Genomic DNA, 18,684 nt, shown 5'->3' with positions numbered 1-18,684 from the left:
TGTTTAAATTAGCTCGCTCTTCCAGCGTATTTACCATCAGTTGTGTTGATAACTACTTTTTCGCCTTCTTTTATAAATAATGGAACTTGTATTTCAAGACCAGTTTCTACCTTAGCTTTCTTTTGAGCACCACTTGATGTGTCACCTTTAACAGCTGCTTCTGCTTCTACAACTGTTAATTCCATTTTTTCAGGAATTGTTACACCAAGAATTTCTCCTTCATATTCGGTCATTTTAACCATAGTTCCTTCAACTAAAAACTTCAACTCTCACTCTAATTTTGAAGATTCAATTTCAACTTGATCATATGTTTCGGTATTCATAAGCATGCAATTAGTTCCATCATTATATAAATATTGCATATCTTTTTTTTCAACCATAGCTTTATCTACTTTATCTCCACCAGTAAAAGTCAACTCAACCCTTGCACCACTTCTTAAATTTTTAACTTTAACCGTTACTTTACCTTGTTGTCTTCCTGATTTTGAAAATGAGTAGTCTAAAACTACAAATATATTCCCATCATATAAAAAGGTTGTACCTGGCCTTAAATCATTAACTAACATATTTTTCTCCTTTAAAATAATTTTTAACATATTAATTATATACAAAAAAAATAAATTTTTAAATACCTATCATCCTATATAATGTGTATTTAACTACCTTTTTTTAAGCCAAAAAATGCCCCTGTAAAAAATGGTGAGTTTGGAAAATTAAAAGCTCCAGCACTTACCATTTTTTTACCTTCTCTTTGTAACTCAAGTATCTTTAGTATACCTTGACCACATTGAACTATAATACCTTCTTTATCTAAATTTATAATTTCTCCTGGTTGAAAAATTTTTAAAACCATAATAAAGTTTTCATCTTCTTTAATCAATCTTGCTTTTTTAATTTTTATTCTTTCATTATCTAAAAAAGTAAATGCTATTGGTGAAGGTGATAATGCCCTAATAAAATTTATTATTTCAACATTAGATTTTGTTCAATCAATTTCTTCTTGTTCATTTGATAAATTGTAGGCAAAAGTTACCTTTGTTTCATCCTGTTGTTGACCTTTTATTTTCTCATCAAGTATATTTTTTAAATGTTTAACTATCATATTTTTTCCTAAAGTAGCCATTTTTTCAAATAGAGTTCCAGAATCATCTTCATCCGATATTTCAATTTCTTCTATGACATATACTTCACCAGCATCCATTTTTTTGATCATTTTCATTAAAGAAATTCCTGTTTTTGTATCCCCATTTAAAATCGAGTACTGTATAGGACTTCCTCCTCTATATTTAGGCAAAATTGAGCCATGCACATTTATGGCGTTCTTAAATAAATTTAAAATTGAATCAGGTATGAATTGACCAAAAGCACAAGTAACTAAAAAATCAGCCTTTAAAGATTGTATTTCTTCAAATGCATCTTTTATTTTTACAGGTTGAATAACTTTGTAATTTTTAGTGAGTGCATATTCTTTTACCGGAGAATAAGTGAGCACTTGTTTTCTACCCACCAATTTATCTGGTTGTGTTATTACACCAACTATTTCAACATCTATTTGCTCTAAACCCTTAAGTATTTCTAATGCAATATTAGGTGTTCCACAAAAAATAACTTTATGTTTCATATATTAAACCCTACTTATTTCAGCTTTCTATAACTTCTCTATAATCTGGTTTTACATCTTTGATATATTTAATAACAACTTGTAAAACAACAACCATAGCCAATGTATCTCTATTACAATACAAAAGCATATCATTTTTAAAAATATTATCTCATTGTTCTTGATCGAAAGCTCCATCAACAAAATTTCTAAAAACAGAACTTGCTTGGTCACCTTTTCTAATTCTAAGGTCATTATATGTTAAACTATCATCTAATGCTGGCTGCGTTTTTTTGATCGATGCTGAGCCTTTAAATTTTGGATGATAAATCAATCAATTGTCCTTTGGTAATGTAAAAAAATCCATTAGGTCAATTGTGTTTTGTCATATATATTTTAAAGGTTTTGCAAATTCAGGAAAAGCTATCATCAAATGCTTTATAACCATTCTTTCAAATCCTCGATTATAAGCAACATAAACTCCTGGACCGTGAGAAAAACTATCTTGCAAAAATTTTTTTAAAAACTCTGGTCTTGGATCACTTCTATCACTAGCAATAAAACTATAGTGATCCATAGTTTCTTCAGATTTTTTAAAATCAAATTTATCATCTTTAATTATGTGAATAGAATATTGAAAGGGTATTTGTTGATAACTTTTTGACCTATTAAAGTTTGGAACTGCCCAGTAAGAGGTTTCAAAATCGTACATGTATATTGGATATTTAATATAATCTTTCAAAACATGCAGCAATGATGGTAGTCTTGTTGTATCTACAACACTATTAGAGGAAATGTTCCCATTATTATTATAATATTCATTAGTAACATTTATTAAACGCATTTTAATATCATCAAGATAAGGTTCATCTTTTTCATTCAAAATATCATACTTATCTTTAATTTCTTCAAAATATATTTCGCCTGAATTTCAATGAACTTCTGCTGCTTTTTGTTTGAAGCGAGGCAAATCAAAAAGATTAGGTTCATTTTTGTCAAAATAATAAACTACATGTTGACAGTATGTTTCTTTTTTCTTTATAGTTGCATTTTTGTAATCAAACTTATATGAACCACAAAATTTATTTCTTAAAATTTTATCAGTATCAAAACTTTCTGATATTTCTTCTAAGATTTTTTCAATATTTAATTGCTGACAAATATTTTCAAAAAAAGTAATAAAAGAATTGCTTAGTTTAGCTGAGTGGTAATCATATTGTATTTTAAACAGTGATTCATAATCAATGTCATCTGGTTCACCAGTAGACTTTACTTCTATACCTTTTTCTAAAATAGGTCTTATTTCTGTTTCATAATCTATTTTTTCTTCTAAGTCAGCCAACAGTCTTTCTGTATCGGGTATTACATCATAACCTCTATAGTAATTTTCATTTATAAGACATAAACCTATTCTGTCAATTGTATAACCAAGTCTTTCTAATGTATATCACTGATAAAATAAGTCATAAAAATGTTCTTTTTTTTGACGTGTTGAAGCTTTAACTTCAATTATTTCGATATGTCTATTCCCTTTATTTATTAAAATATCACATCTAACCCTTAACTTTTTATTGTGTGATTCAAATGAAGGTTCAAATAAAACTTTATATTCATCATTTTGTAAAAGTTCTTGTGTTTTTTGAATTGCCTCATCATAACCATAAATACTAAAATCAAAATACTTATAGTTGGTTTTATTTTTTCTGTTTTCTTTATAAAGATCGAAAATGAAATATTCTTTTGAAGCATCTGAAATTGAGTTTCCATCTACAATTGAAGAAGAACTTAAAGGTGATAATTGGAGTCCTTCTATGCTTTCTAATTCTTTTTGTAAAATATCTCTCTGTTTTTGCTCTTCTTCAGTTAAGTCTTCTCCGTTTAACAAGTGTTCATATATATCTAACGGGTCAAAACCAGTTGATGTATCAAATTCTGTTTCATCATTCAATTCCATATTTATAAAAAACTCATATAGCTTTTCTTTTTTGAATTTTATAGATTTTTTAAAATTTACTAGGTCATGAAAAATTCACGCTTGCTTTTGACAAACTGCAAAATACTTTTTAAAATCTTCTTTTTTTACTACATTTTTTAAAGCCACTTTTTTCACCTTCTTCTAAATAAAATTTTATATAAAAATTTGCTGTTTGTAAAAATAAAATAAGTCTCTAACTGTGAGACTTATCAATCAATTATTTATTTCTTTTAGGTACAAATTTAACAGCTGTTGATTTAATAGTTTCATCGATTCTCGCTGATTCAATTGTTTTACCCATGCTTTTTTGTTGAGCTTTTTGTTCTTTAAGTTTTTGTTGTTCTTGTTTTAATTTATCTCTTTGTTCCTTAGCTTTTGTAACTTCTTCAATCTTCAAAACTTTTCTTTCATCTTTGCTTAGCTTAATTTTTTTCTCAGCTATTGCAATTCTTTTTTTAGTTTCATCTAAATCAAGTTCGCCATTAACTTGTCATGCAGTTGTATATGTTTTTTTATCTGCTCTTGTAGTAATACCTTCAACTTCATATGCTGATGTTTGAATCAAATCGTTAGTTTTTGGTTCAAAAATTTGTACAATTACATCAAAAACATCACGATATTTGTATTCTGGACCTTTTCTTGCATATACTTTTTCATACTCAATTTTTATATTTTTTAATTTTTTTTCTGCTGCTAAATACATTTTAATCTCTTCTTTAACAACTTTTTTTCTTTTTGCTTGTTCTTTTTTTTGTGCTTTTTTACTTGTTATCGATGATACAACAATAAATACAATAATTACTAAAACAATAACACCAATTATTACACCAGATGTTGCTCCACCACCAAATAAACTACCTAGACCACCGTCTGCTAAAAACATATTATTCACTCCTTGTACATTAAATAAATTTTAAACTATTTTATAATCATATACCACTATTTTATAACTTTATCAATTACACCGCCACCCAAGCATACTTTATTTAAATAAAGAACAGCCTGTTGTCCTTCTGTAACAGCTCTAATTTGATCGTTATACTCTATTTCAACTAGACTGTTATCCAATAATTTTACATTGACTTTTACATCGGGTTGACGGTATCTAAACTTTGCAGTACAACTGAACTCATTTGAATCAAAATATTTTTTTATATCAGCTATGAAATTGAACTCTTTAACTAAACACTTTGTTGATTCTAAATAGCTTGTATCTGTTAGTTTTGATACATAAAGTATTTTTTTATCTATGTCTTTTTTTGCTACATAATATGGTTCTGGTTGTCCACCAAGATTTAAACCTTTTCTTTGTCCGATTGTATAATACATAACTCCAATATGTTCACCTAAAACTTTTTGTGTAGAGATATCAATTATTTTACCGGGTTGATTCGGAATATAGTTTTGTAAAAACTTTGTAAAATCTCTTTCACCTATAAAACAAATGCCGGTTGAGTCTTTTTTGTTTGCTGTTATAAATCCATACTTAGCTGCGATATCTCTAATTTCACTTTTTTTATATGATTGAAGAGGAAATAATGTTTTTGATAGTTGATATTGATTTAATTGACATAAAAAATATGTTTGATCTTTACTTTCATCAACAGCCCTAATTAACTCAAACTCGTTTATCTCATTATTATATTTTACTCCTGCATAGTGGCCCATAGCAATATAATCCGCACCTAACTTGCTTAGCGCATAATTTAAAAATTTATCAAATTTAATAAACTTATTGCATAAAATATCAGGATTGGGAGTTCTTCCCTTTTTGTATTCTAATACAAAATATTCAAATACATAATCTCAATATTCTTTTATAAAATCAATTCTATGTAATTTAACATTTAATTTTTTCGCAACCTCAACAGCATCCATATAATCTTGCTCCTGAGGACAAATATCTTCTAGTTTATTGCCCAAAAAATCATTGTTAAGATTACTATCTCAATTTCTCATAAATAGACATTCTACTTCATAACCTTGTTCAATTAATAAAGCAGCGGCAACTGATGAATCTACCCCACCACTCAAACCAACTATAACTTTTTTATTTTTCATTTGTTCTACCTTTTGTTTTTACATTTTTTAACATTCTTTTTTTCTCTTTTTTAGCAACTTTCGCCAACTTAGACATTTGTTTTGAATTATTAAACCATGTTTCAAAATCATCGAATTTAGGAACTTGAGCTGTTATTTTTTTAAGTTTTTTTGCTTTAATTGCAATATTTTCAACTAGCTCAGTTGTTTCTCCTGTATGGTTTTCTTTAAAGATATCATCTTTTATGTCTGTTTTTTTACTACTTTCAACTTCACTAATAACTCTATCAAAATCACTTGTTTGATCGCCCAAGGTATAATCCATTGTATTAATGGCAATTGGTATAGAATATTCGTTTGGACTTATTGGTTCTTTTTTAATAGAATCAATTTCTTGATTTGCATCTATTTCATCAGGTATTGTAAAAGAATGAGTGGCATCAAAAACAGATTGCTTTGTTTTAATTTTTTGACTTTGTTCTGTATCCTCTATAGGATCTAAAGTCGGAACCTGTTCATCTTCAATGCTTACCTCTTTTTTTTGCAAATCATTCAATGCCTCTTTTTTTTGAAGATCCAAAACTTCCTGGGGTAAATCAATAATGCCTTTTCTTGTCTTGTTATTGAAATCATTTTCATCAAATTTAAAATCTGTTTGATTTAAAATCTTATCAATAGCTTGATTATTAATAGAATTGAAACCAAAGTTTTCATCAGCTAATTCTTCTGAAAACTTAGTTTCGTTCTGGTCTTTTTCGTTTGTTAATGTATTGTTAAAATCATCTTTTTTTAATGCTACAACATTTTCATCAACTGTTTTTTCAGAAAACTCAATAGTTTCTTTTTCATTTACATTTTCTTTTGTTAATTTATCATTTTCCTCAATGAATGACTTTGGAGATTCAACATTGTTATCAACATTTGGTACTGTTATTGTTCTTTCGGTATTGTAAACCTCACTATCCTCTTCCATATCCAAATCTCAAAAACTTTCTTCGCCAAAAGAACCAATAGTGTTTTTTTTCAAATTTTCTTTGTTTTGAGAATTATTTGATTTGTTTTTAATGTGGTTTTCTATAAAGTTAGCTTTTTCTTTTGTTGTTTCCAAATTTCTTGGTGTGATATATTCTTCTCTTGTCTTCAAATTGTTGATTGGACTTTTTTTAAGTTCTTCAATAGTTCTTCTATCTGCTTCATTGTTTCTTCTATAGAAATCAATTTGTTGATCATTTACTAAACGATAATTTTTAAAGTTATCTCTAAATTTTAAGTTAATATTTAATTTATCAAGCATTTCTTCTTTTAGTTTTTGTTCTTTTAAGTATGTTGATTCTCTCAGCTTTAAAATTTCAGGTGGTAACTGAGATGGTCTCTTTGCAAATCTTCTATCAACTATATTAAGAGACTCAAACTGATTGTTACCAATATCATTTTTTTTAAAGGATATGTCACTTTCATTTTCTGGTCTAAAAAAATGTGAGTTTGCATTTTGAATTAAAGATATTTTAGTATCTCCTTTTCTTTTTACATTAAATGTTTTATCTAGTTCAACAGATACATTAGTTTCACTTGTGTGATCAAATCATACATCCTCAATGGGGTCAAAATTCTTTATATCATTTTCAATTTTAAGGTCATCATTTTTTTTTCTTTGTATTTGTAATACTTTTACTTTATCAGCCATAATTATTTCCCCCATTATTTTATTATACAATAAAACACAATTAAAAAAATAGCCCATAGGCTATTCCTTATAATCATTTTCTACTTTGAAAGTTGTTTCTTTTTGTAATTCTAGTAATTTTTCTTTTTCTTTATTACTTATTTTTGTAGGTAATACAATATTTACTTCTAACAATAAGTCTCCACGATGTGAAGATTTAACACCTTCATACAATCCATGATTTTTCACTTTAATGATATCACCATTTTTTACATCGTTAGGAATGTCGACCTTTACTGTACCATCAAGTGTTTCGACTGAAACTTCTTTTTTAAGTAAAGCATCAATATATGATAAATTTAAAGTTCCTTTTATGTTATATTTGTCAAATATTTGTATTTGACTTTTAGAACTTAGATAAATATCTGCATATATGTGTCCTTTTGAACCACCATTAGTACTATAATTACCAGAATTTTTCAACATAACTCTTTGACCAGGTGTTAAACCTTTTGGTATAGGTATAGTTACTTTTTCTCTTTTATTTACGCAACCATTTCCAGAACATGATTTACATGGATTTTGAATTGACTTACCGCTACCTTTACATTTAGGACATGCTTGTTGTGTTTGAAATTTTGCAATTCCTAAATCTTGAACTACTTGAACTGACCCTATTCCATTACATACATCACAAGTAATTATATCAGATTCACTTTTTGCACCAATTCCATCACAGTCTTCACATTTAGCAATTAAATCTAACTCAACATCTTTGTCAACACCAAATAATAATTCTTTCAATGAAAGTTCTACTTCTAAGACAATATCTTTACCTCTTGAGTTTCCTTGAAATCCTTTATTTCTTGAACCTGATGTTTGACCACCAAAGAAGCTAGAAAAAACATCCGAAAAGAAATCTCCTGCTCCACCCATTCCAGAAAAGAAGTCTCCTCCACCTGAGCCCATGTTACTAAAGAAGTCACTAAAGTCTCCAAATCCACCAAAATTAGATCCCATACCTTGTAAACCATCATGACCATATTGGTCATAAATTTTTCTTTTTTTAGCATCTAACAATATTTCGGCAGCTTCTGTTGCTTCTTTAAATTTTTCTTCTGCGTCATGATTCTTGTTTACATCAGGGTGAAATTGTTTAGCCATTTTTCTATATGCTTTTTTTATTTCATCTTCTGTAGCGGTTTTGCTTACTCCAAGAACTTCATAATAATCTCTTTTCTTAGCCATAAGAAACCTCGCTCTCCACAATAAAACTGATCAAACTATAAATTAATTTATTATTTTTTACCGTCTTTTGAATCATCTTTTTTATCTTCTTCAGGTTTTGCGTCAGCTTGAGATTGTTGCGCTGCCATTTCAGAAGCCATTTTCATAGCTTGTTCTAGTTCAGTCATTTTTTGTTCCAAAGCTTCATAATCTTCTTTTGCAATTAGTTCACGAATAGATTTTGATAATTCCTCAGATTGTTTTTTTTGTTCTGGACTTACTTTATCACCAGATTCTTTCAATGATTCTTCAATAATATTTATATATGATTCAGCTTTATTTTTTAATTCTATATTTTTACGTTTTTTAGTATCAGCTTCAGCATTTTCTTCTGCTTCTCTAACCATTCTTTGAATTTCTTCTTCACTCAAACTTCCTGAATTTGAAATTGTAATTGTTTTTTCTTCATTTGTTTGTTTATCTTTGGCTGTAACAGAAACTATACCATTAACATCAATTTTAAATGTAACTTCAATTTGAGGTACACCTCTTGGTGCAGGTTTAATTCCTGTAAGTTGGAACTGACCTAGCGATTTATTATCAGCTGCCATTGGTCTTTCACCTTGCAGAACATTAATGTCAACTGCTGGTTGGTTATCAGCTGCAGTTGAAAATATTTGTGATTTTTCTGTAGGAATTGTTGTGTTTCTAGTTATTAAAGGAGTCATAACTCCACCCATTGTTTCGATACCCAAAGTCAATGGTGTAACGTCTAGTAGTAAAACATCTGTAACATCTCCAGCTAAAACTCCACCTTGGATAGCCGCTCCCATAGCAACAACCTCATCAGGGTTGATTGTTCTGTTTGGTTCTTTACCTAAAAGTGATTTAACTAATGCTTGAACAGCTGGTATTCTTGTTGAACCCCCAACCAATAAAACTTCATGTATATCAGTTGCTTTAAGTTTAGATTCTTTTAAAGCATCTTCTACAGGTTTTCTAGTTCTTTCTACCAAGTCTTTTGTCATTTTTTCAAATTCACTTCTTGCTAACTTAGAACTGAAGTTAACTGGTCCATTTTCATTCATCGCAATAAATGGTAGATTAATTTCAGTTTCTAGCTGACTTGATAAGTTAATTTTAGCTTTTTCAGCTTCATCTTTAAATCTTTGTAAAGCCATTTTGTCTTTTGATAGATCTAAATTAAATTCTTGTTTAATTTTTTCTCCAATTCAATCCATAATTCTTTGGTCGAAGTCATCTCCACCAAGTTTATTATCTCCTGAAGTAGCAAGAACATCATATGTACCATCAGCTAATTCTAAAACTGAAACGTCAAATGTCCCTCCTCCTAAGTCATAAACTAAAACTTTTAATTCTTTATCTTGTTTATCAATACCATAAGCTAATGCAGCAGCAGTTGGTTCATTAATAATACGTTCAACTTCTAAACCTGCAATAGTACCTGCATCTTTAGTTGCTTTACGTTGAGCATCGTTAAAGTATGCTGGAACTGTAATAACTGCTTTTTTAATTTTTGTTCCTAATTTATCTTCTGCATATTTTTTTAAGTATCTTAAAATTTCAGCAGAGATTTGCTCAGGAGTATAATCTTTTCCTTCTAGATTTGTTTTATGATTTGTACCCATTTCACGTTTGATAGAAATAGCTGTATTTGGATTTGTTACAGCTTGTCTTTTTGCAGCTCCTCCAACAATGATATCGCTATTTTTAAATGCAACTACAGATGCTGTAGTTCTTTGACCCTCAGGGTTTTCAAGAACGATTGGTTGTCCACCTTCTATTACCGCAACAACAGAGTTTGTTGTACCTAAATCTATACCTATAATTTTTTCTTTTGCCATAATAATTACCTACCTTTACTATTAAATTTTTTTTAACTAATAATTATTCGTCGTCTTTTAATATTGACTTCATAACAGCATCATTGATGTGTTCATCCATATTTTTAACAATAGTTTTAACTGCATCTTCTATGTTTTCGTCAATATTATTTACTAAAACATTATTTCCAATTTTTACATTTACAACTTTCTTTTTTTTATCTTCACTTTTCATATCATTATCCTCTAAAACATTACTTTGCAACTTTTACTGCAACGTGTTTTATAACTCTGTCATGAAGTCTATAACCATTTGAAACAACTTCAGCTATTTTTCCACTTTTTAAATGACTATCTTCCACTTGCTCAATTGCATTATGTAATTCAGGATTTAATTCATCTCCAATTTTAGTTTGAATCATAGAAATTCCTGCATTTGAGAGAGCTTGATCAATTTGATTTATTATCATTTGAAATCCCATTAAATAGTTTTTAATTTCTGGGTTATCCGGAGTGGATGCAACAACTGACTTAAACATATCAATTGCAGGGAGTATTTCTGATGCTAGCTTTTCGCCTCCATATTTTTTTACTCTAGAAGTTTCTTCTTGAAATCTTCTAACAGTATTTTGATTATCAGCTATAGCCATTAATTTTGATTCTTCTAATTTTTGAATTTTATCAATTAATGCAACTATCTCCAATTCTAGCTTGTCAATGTTAATTTCCTGAACTTCAGAGTTTTTTTCATTTTTATCAGAATTTTCTTTTTTGAATTTGTTGATTCGCTCACTATGTTTTTTGTCATCATTAGAATCGTTTTCTTTATTATCTTTTTGATTTTGAATGTCTTCTTTTATTTGATCGGCCATATCAGCCAATTCTTTTTTATCAAGATCTAAGCTATTTAAGTTATTTTGATTATCTTCTTTTTTAACAGACTTCAAATCTTCTTTAACTTTATCTAAAATTTCTAAAATTTTTTTTGTGTCTTCTTTATTCATTTTTACTCTCCTCTATTGTATTTTTCCTCGATTTTTTGACCTATTCATTCTAATAAATCTGACACTTTGTCATATTGAATTCTTTTTGGACCTACCAATGCAAGAGTCCCCTGCCCCCCACTTTCTGTGGGGAAGTTAGTACCAACAATTGCTATATCATCATTACCAACTCCTGTTTCAATTCCAATTGCAACAGCTGCTTTATTTTTATTATTCATTTGCGATTTAAATCATGCAAACGGTGATGATGACTCTATAAATTCAACAATACTTTTAATTTTATTAGGATCATTAAATTCAGGATTTTCTAATAAATACTTCATACCACTAGTTTTAGCTTGAGAAGAACCTGTATGTAGAAGTGCACTGACAAATGTTTGTAGTATGAATTCATATTTTTTTACTTGTGATTTTAAAATTGGTAAAATTGCTTTCGATTTAAATTCAATTTCTGATAGTTTTGAATTTACAAGTCGATCATTGAACAAATCAATTGATATTTGTAATTCTTCAATAGGTACAGTTTCTAAATTAATCATTTTATTTTCAACCACACCATTTGATAAAACGAATATAACTATTGCATTTTTTCCAGATAAAGATACAAGTTCAACTTTATTTAGTTCAACTTCTTCAAAACCATCATTAGTTGCAACAACTGTGGCTAGTTTTGTCATCTCACTTAATATTTTAGATGTCTCTTCTAATATTTGATCAATTGTTGCTCCTCTTCTTTTAAAGATTTCTTCAATCTGTGATTTAACATCTTCAATATCATTTGATTTCATTAAATAATCGACATAATATCTATAACCTTTTGTTGAAGGAACTCTACCAGATGAGGTATGAGCTTTTTCTAAAAAACCTTGTTCTTCTAAAAAGGCTGATTCATTTCTTATTGTTGCAGAAGATATTTCAATTGAAATAACTTCTTGTATTCTTTTTGAACCTACAGGAGATGCTGTTTTTATGTATTCTTCTATAATAGTTTTAAGAATTAATTCTTGTCGCTTTTTTAACATAAAAACCTCCTTTAACAATTCTTTTTTAGTTTATCATTTAGCACAATTTATAGTCAAGTGCTAATTTAATTTCTTAGAGGTTGATATGGTGAATCTATCATCAACAACATCAATTACATAATTTCTTCTTGGTTCAATTTCATTTGCAACAATGGCTCTAGCTATAATAGTTTCAAGATTTTTTTCGATATATCTTTTAATTGGTCTTGCACCAAATTCTCTATCATAACCCTCTTTCATAATTTTTTGTACTACTTCACTTGAGAAGTTTATTATATACTCCCCATTTTCCAAAATTCTTTCTTTTAATTCTTGTAGAATTTTTTCAATTATTTCATGAATTACTTCTTTTGATAAAGCATTGAATCGGATTATATTGTCTATTCTATTTAAAAACTCTGGTCTAAAGAATTTTTTTAGGTTTTCCATAATAACTTTTTCATCAACCAATTCAGGTTGTGTTTCCATTAAATAATCAGCTGCAATATTTGAAGTCATGATTATAATTGTATTTTTAAAGTCTATTGTTTTACCAAGAGAATCTGTTATTCTACCATCATCAAGTATTTGTAAAAGTACATTAAATACATCTGGGTGCGCTTTTTCAACTTCGTCAAATAATACAATTGAATATGGATTTCTTCTTACTGCTTCTGTTAATCGTCCACCTTCTTCATAACCAACATAACCTGGGGGAGAACCAATTAATTTAGAAACTGATTGTTTTTCCATATATTCACTCATATCAAGTCTAATCATTTTCTTCTCACTGCTAAAAAGTTGCTTTGCCAGACTTCTAGCCACTTCAGTTTTACCTACTCCGGTTGGTCCTAAAAATAAGAAGCTACCAATTGGTTTTGCAGGATCTTTTATTCCACTTCTACTTCTTAAAATTGCATCAGCTACAATTTTTATAGCTTCGTTTTGACCTTTGACCATTTTTCTTAATGCTGTTTCTAAACTTAATAATCTTTGTTTTTCTGACTCCATTAAGTTTTCCATTGGAATACCAGTTCATCTACCAATAATAGCAGCTATTTCTTTTTCGGTAACTTCTTCTGACATCAAACTATCTTTATCTACATTAATAGCTTTTTGCAATTGTTTATCAATTGCTGGTAATAATGAATATTGAATTTCCCCAGCTCTTTCAAATTTACCTTCTGTTTGTGATTGCTCTAATTCAGTTTTTAATTGATCCATTGTAGAGCGCAGTTTATTAATTTTTTCATGTGCTTTTTTTTCTGTTTCTCATTTTTCATTTAATTGATGTTGTGTTGCTTTAAGTTTTAGCAATTCTTTCTCATTTATAACTAATCTTTCTTTAGACTTTTCATCAGTCTCTTTACTTAAAGCTGCTCTTTCAATTTCTAATTGCATAACTTTTCTATCAATCTGATATAACTCTGTTGGCACAGATGCTAATTCAGTTTTAATAGTTGCACTAGCTTCATCCACTAAATCTATTGCTTTATCTGGCAAAAATCTATCAGAGATATATCTATCACTCAATTGAGCAGCAGCAACTAATGCATTATCATGAATTCTTACTCCATGATAAGTCTCAAATTTTTCTTTTAGACCCCTTAAAATTGATATTGTTTCGTCAACTGTTGGTTCAGAAACATATACTTTTTGGAATCTTCTTTCTAATGCAGCGTCTTTTTCAATGTATTCTCTATACTCTTTAAGAGTTGTAGCTCCGATTGCTTTTAGGCCACCTCTAGCAAGTGCTGGTTTAAGTAGATTAGAAACATCCATTCCTCCACCATTACCAGTTTTACCAGCTCCAACTATTAAATGTAATTCATCAATAAATAAAATGATTTCTCCATTTTCTTTTTGAATTGCATTTACAATACCTTTTATTCTTGCTTCATAATCTCCTAAAAAGCTAGCTCCAGCCATTACGCTACCCATATCAAGTTCAAGAATTCTTTTGTTTTTTAAGACACTCGGAACATCACCTTTGTTAATTCTTTGAGCCAAACCTTCTGCGATAGCTGTTTTACCAACTCCTGGTTCCCCAATTAAAACAGGATTATTTTTAGTTTTTCTACTTAATATTCTAATAACCCTCATTATTTCATCATCTCTACCGATGATTGGATCTATTTTTCCTTCTTTTGCGTCCAATGTTAAATCCCTAGTATATTTTTCAAGTATATTTGGGTCATTCAATGGATCAGTTCTTTGCGTAAAGTCCATATATTTACCTCCTGTTTAGCACTCTTACCTTACATTTGCTAAACATTAATATAATACCTTTTGTTTTAGCAATGTCAAGTACTAAGTGCTAATTTTTTTACTAATTTTAATAAAAAAACTCCTTCCGGAGTCAACATCAATTATTAAACTTATAAGTATTTGTCTAAATTTATTTTTATAAAAATGACAATCATTTGTAAGATTGTTGATAATACAAGCTTGTTAAATTCTTTTAGACTACTTTTTTTTAATTCTACTTTAATAATTTCTTTATTTAAACAAAACATTTTTAGGGGTAAATAATTATTTGTATAAATACCTAGTTTTTGCTCTACTATTTCAGAATCATCATCCAAGTTCAAACTTTCCAAATTTTTAATAATTTTTAATTGATCTAAGTTAATATCGAAAATTGTATTTTTAGTAATTTCATAGTCAATTATCATTGATGGCAAACTTATTATACTTGTCATAACAAAGTTGCTTTTTTCTCTCATAGAATCACTTATAGTGAATCACAAATTAGGGTCAAATCTTATAAAACCGATAAACAACTCGATTAAAAAATTGACTTTACTAATCCTTGCATAAATTTCATGTTTATTAGACTTAATGTAGGATATTAAAATTGCTTCTTTTTTAATTTCATTTAATATAATTTGAAGATATTTAAAATCTTTAAAGTCTTTTAAAATGTGTTTTTCAACATCATCAAACTCTAAAGTTCATATACTGTTTTTTAAAATTTGATAATATTTTTTTAAGATTTTGTAATTAAAAACTTCTCATAAGTTACTTTGTTTCTTAATTAGGTGTTTATTACTAATTAAATTATTTGCAGTATCTTGATTAGTCTCAACCTTTTTTAAAAGTTCTTTACTTATATCAAACATTTTCAGTTACCTCCATTAAATTAATCGATAAAAAAAACAAACTCTTGTACATTTTTATAAAAAATCTACAAGAATTTCGTTCATGATATTAAATCCTTTTTTAGTACACCTTAAAAAGTTATCTACAACTTCTAAAAGTTCTTGATCTATTTTTTTATCAATAATATTTCGATAAAAATTATAAACTGTTTTATTTTTTGTCTTATTCAAGTCAATACCTTTAACCATTCTCAAGCCCATCATTATAACTTGAAAATAATAATCTTCAGTTGAAAGTTTCTCATAGTTTTTTTTGTATGAAGCATAATTACCTTTATTAACAGTTAAAAAATATTGTCCGTCAATTTGCTCAAAACCACTAGCACCTACACCAACACCAGCAAATAAAGAATTATTTCAATATGTTACATTATGGCGCGAATATTTATTGTTTAAACAATAATTTGATACCTCATATCAATCATAGCCTAGTTTTTTGAGACCTTTACTAACAACCTCGTCAAAAAGCTCATCATTACCCGGTAGTTTCAAATTTTTTTTACCTCAAACCGAGTCTTCTTTCATTATTAATGAATATCATGAAATATGGTCTGGTTTTAGTTTTTTAATATGCTCTAAATCAACTTTTATATTGTCTAGTTTTTGATCAAACAAGTTATACATTAAATCAATAGAAATATTTGAAAAACCTACTTCTCTAGCTAACTGATATTTTTCAATAGCAGTTGAGTTATCGTGTATTCTTCCAATTTTTTTCAAGAGATTATTATCAAATGTTTGAACTCCAATACTTAGCCTATTTATCCCAAACTGTTTGTATATTTCAAGTTTTTCTTTTGTTATGGATTCTGGATTTAATTCAATAGAATATTCAAAATCAATAGATTCTTTTTTATAAGAAGAAAGAATTTCACACATTCTAATTGTTTCATTTATTTCTAAGCAACTTGGAGTTCCTCCTCCAATATATATTGATTTGATATCATCAAATTTATTACCATAACTTGCAAGTTCGTCTTGGAGATTATTTAAGTACTTATTAATTGAATTAACATCCTTTGGTTTAATAATTTTTACAAAATCACAATAAAAGCAAATATGTTCACAAAATGGAATGTGAACATATAAGCTTTTAATTTTTCTGTCTACGATGCTACTCTTCTTCATGGGTTAAGTGACTTACCTTTTTTCTTTCTGATAATCAATCAAGGAATAATTATTAAAAATAGTATCAAACAAACTACAACTATAAAAATAATTAAACAACGTTTATTTGCTTTCTTTTTAATTGCAATTATTTCTGTTTGAGGTAATATTTCAAATCCATAGTAACCAATTATGTTATTTTTTCTATTTCTAGAGCTTACGATATTTAGGATATGACCTCCTAAAGTTACAAATAATACTATTATGTTAATTGTTATATCAGTTTGGAATGATTTCATTTTACCAATTTCTCAAAAGAAGAACATAATTTTTTCATCTTTGTGATTATTATAAATAGATTGAAAACCATAAAGAATTCCCAAACTTATTGAACCAACTATATAAGTTGAAAATGCTATTCAATTTATATATATACTTCTAGCTAATAGCGAACGATAATTTCTTGTTATGAAGTACGGGACTTGTTCTTGGCCATTAACAAGACTAATAATATATTTTTTAACATTGGAAACTAATAGCGAGTAATCTGTTATACTTATAAATCAAAAGAATGATGAAATTAGTAAAAAGAATATTGAGAAAAATGGATATAAAACTTGATTTCTCTTAACCCCCATAAATGCTTGATCTTCACTAGAAGTTTTATAATAAATCACTAACATCAATGAAGTTGTAATTATTCCTACAAGACCAAATAGAAACATAATCGCATTTCTTAGTTTTTCTGATCTAATTTCTCTTGCAATTTCTACAGGAATTAAATCTGCTCTTTGTAATCTCTTAGAATATGGTTCTCTTGCATAATTATCATAATTGTTTGCTGTTCCTAAAAAATTGTTTTGACTATTTTGGTTTTGATAACCTTGTCCGAAAAACTGATTATTATCTGAATATTGATCATAACCATAATTAATCATGTTATTTTGATTTATATAATTTTCGTAGCCAAAATTTGTTTGTTGATAATTATTCATTGATTGAGAATAATTGTCTCTATTATATTGGTTCATTTGTTGTTGATTTCAATGATTTTGTTGAGAAGCTCATTGGTTTTGTGGTTGTTGCACTTCATAGTTATAGTTTCCATAATCTATAGCATCAATTCTGTCAAAATCCAAAGCAGGTTGCTCATACATATTGTCATTATAATATTGATTTGGTTTTCTTTGTCTTCTTGGATACACTCTCATTTCTGGTGATTGATAACCTTGTGGATTATAGTTTGGATTTACATAAGGAATTTCATATCCTGCTTGAGATTGCACTCTTTGATTCATTTGAGGTTGATAATTATTATTCATCATTGGTTGAGAATAGTTCATATTATTCACTTGTGGATTATTGTAGTTATTAAAATTTTGATTTTGGTTGTAATTATTTGTTCCCTGGTAGTTTTGATTCATCGGAGAAGAATAACCTTGAGACATATCTTTTTTGCTAATGATATCATTTTGATATTTTGCAACACTATCTTCAAAGCCTAAATTATTGACTGATTGATAATTGATTTGATCATTTTGTTGATTATAATTGATTTGGTTCATATTATTTTGATTAAAATTATCATTATAAATATTTGCATTTTGGGTATTAATTTGGTTTTGAGGATTTATTTGGTTTTGAGAGTTAACGTCAAAAATTTCAGCTTGTTGTGGCTGCTTTTGATTTATTCCAAATATATTTTTTGCGATGTTTTTAATACCACTCATATAAATGCCCCTTTATAATATGAGTAAGATAAATTACTTTTTAGAGTTTCTCATTATTTTTTTGACCTGAGCTATTTCCATTTCAAAATTATTTCTATGTTCTTCGAATTTATCTAATCTTTTAAACTCTTCTTCAGAAACTTCTTCTTTTTCAAAAACAAACTTACGATTTTTTCTAAAAAGTATGAAAAAGTATATTGATAATGTAATCAAACCAACAAGAATAAAAATTACTATTATACCTCATAATGGTAACTGAAAGTTTTTCAATATTTTTAATTCTGGTCAATTTATCAACATGTAAATCACCTTATTTATCTTAATTTAACCCA

Annotated in this window: 16 protein-coding genes; all 16 read right to left on the bottom strand. The window is 28.0% G+C overall.

The genetic code is table 4. The features are described from left to right. Positions 1-8: 8 nt before the first annotated feature. Entirely contained in the window at positions 9-566 is a 558-nt protein-coding gene (gene efp / locus SHELI_RS01675; RefSeq protein ID WP_069116069.1) for an elongation factor P, read from the bottom strand. An 89-nt stretch (positions 567-655) separates the two neighbouring features. Then, positions 656-1,621: a methionyl-tRNA formyltransferase gene (fmt, locus tag SHELI_RS01670; protein ID WP_069116068.1), complete on the bottom strand. Its 966-nt coding sequence runs from the start codon at positions 1,619-1,621 to the stop codon at positions 656-658. A 10-nt stretch (positions 1,622-1,631) separates the two neighbouring features. After that, entirely contained in the window at positions 1,632-3,701 is a 2,070-nt protein-coding gene (locus SHELI_RS01665) for a DUF2779 domain-containing protein (protein ID WP_069116066.1), read from the bottom strand. 91 nt (positions 3,702-3,792) lie between these two features. Continuing rightward, positions 3,793-4,458 carry a hypothetical protein gene (locus SHELI_RS01660; RefSeq protein ID WP_069116064.1) on the bottom strand — a complete coding sequence of 222 codons (666 nt, stop codon included), beginning with the start codon at positions 4,456-4,458 and terminating at the stop codon, positions 3,793-3,795. A 56-nt stretch (positions 4,459-4,514) separates the two neighbouring features. Beyond that, a complete protein-coding gene (gene mnmA, locus SHELI_RS01655; protein WP_069116063.1) occupies positions 4,515-5,636 on the bottom strand; it encodes a tRNA 2-thiouridine(34) synthase MnmA in 1,122 nt (373 codons plus the stop codon). Continuing rightward, positions 5,626-7,299: a hypothetical protein gene (locus SHELI_RS01650; protein ID WP_157087561.1), complete on the bottom strand. Its 1,674-nt coding sequence runs from the start codon at positions 7,297-7,299 to the stop codon at positions 5,626-5,628. Before SHELI_RS01650 ends, mnmA begins: the two co-directional genes overlap by 11 nt. 60 nt (positions 7,300-7,359) lie before the next feature. Then, entirely contained in the window at positions 7,360-8,526 is a 1,167-nt protein-coding gene (locus tag SHELI_RS01645) for a DnaJ C-terminal domain-containing protein (protein ID WP_069116059.1), read from the bottom strand. 50 nt (positions 8,527-8,576) lie between these two features. Further along, the gene (gene dnaK, locus SHELI_RS01640; protein WP_069116057.1) at positions 8,577-10,370 is read right to left on the bottom strand and encodes a molecular chaperone DnaK; all 1,794 of its coding nucleotides are present in this window, start codon (positions 10,368-10,370) and stop codon (positions 8,577-8,579) included. Between the two features lie 43 nt (positions 10,371-10,413). Next, positions 10,414-10,584, bottom strand: a complete 171-nt coding sequence (locus SHELI_RS05990) for a hypothetical protein (protein WP_157087560.1) — start codon at positions 10,582-10,584, stop codon at positions 10,414-10,416. A gap of 19 nt (positions 10,585-10,603) precedes the next feature. After that, positions 10,604-11,353, bottom strand: a complete 750-nt coding sequence (locus SHELI_RS01635; RefSeq protein ID WP_069116055.1) for a nucleotide exchange factor GrpE — start codon at positions 11,351-11,353, stop codon at positions 10,604-10,606. Positions 11,354-11,355: 2 nt separating this feature from the next. Continuing rightward, the gene (hrcA, locus tag SHELI_RS01630) at positions 11,356-12,375 is read right to left on the bottom strand and encodes a heat-inducible transcriptional repressor HrcA (protein WP_069116053.1); all 1,020 of its coding nucleotides are present in this window, start codon (positions 12,373-12,375) and stop codon (positions 11,356-11,358) included. A gap of 60 nt (positions 12,376-12,435) precedes the next feature. Next, positions 12,436-14,583 carry an ATP-dependent Clp protease ATP-binding subunit gene (locus SHELI_RS01625; protein WP_069116051.1) on the bottom strand — a complete coding sequence of 716 codons (2,148 nt, stop codon included), beginning with the start codon at positions 14,581-14,583 and terminating at the stop codon, positions 12,436-12,438. Positions 14,584-14,732: 149 nt separating this feature from the next. Continuing rightward, a complete protein-coding gene (locus SHELI_RS01620; protein WP_069116049.1) occupies positions 14,733-15,476 on the bottom strand; it encodes a hypothetical protein in 744 nt (247 codons plus the stop codon). A 54-nt stretch (positions 15,477-15,530) separates the two neighbouring features. Next, positions 15,531-16,643 (bottom strand): radical SAM family heme chaperone HemW, encoded by a 1,113-nt coding sequence (hemW, locus tag SHELI_RS01615; protein WP_069116047.1) that lies wholly within the window; start codon positions 16,641-16,643, stop codon positions 15,531-15,533. Continuing rightward, on the bottom strand, positions 16,622-18,352 hold the full coding sequence (locus SHELI_RS01610) for an MSC_0882 family membrane protein (protein ID WP_069116046.1): 1,731 nt from the start codon (positions 18,350-18,352) through the stop codon (positions 16,622-16,624). Before SHELI_RS01610 ends, hemW begins: the two co-directional genes overlap by 22 nt. Positions 18,353-18,385: 33 nt before the next feature. Continuing rightward, entirely contained in the window at positions 18,386-18,652 is a 267-nt protein-coding gene (locus SHELI_RS01605) for a TIGR04561 family membrane protein (RefSeq protein ID WP_069116045.1), read from the bottom strand. Positions 18,653-18,684: the final 32 nt, after the last annotated feature.

This window comes from Spiroplasma helicoides (assembly GCF_001715535.1).
In the GTDB taxonomy this organism is placed as follows: Bacteria; Bacillota_I; Bacilli_A; order Mycoplasmatales; family Mycoplasmataceae; genus Spiroplasma_A; species Spiroplasma_A helicoides.
The sequence above is the reverse complement of the archived record's forward strand: the minus strand, read 5'-3'. Positions and strand labels throughout refer to the sequence as shown.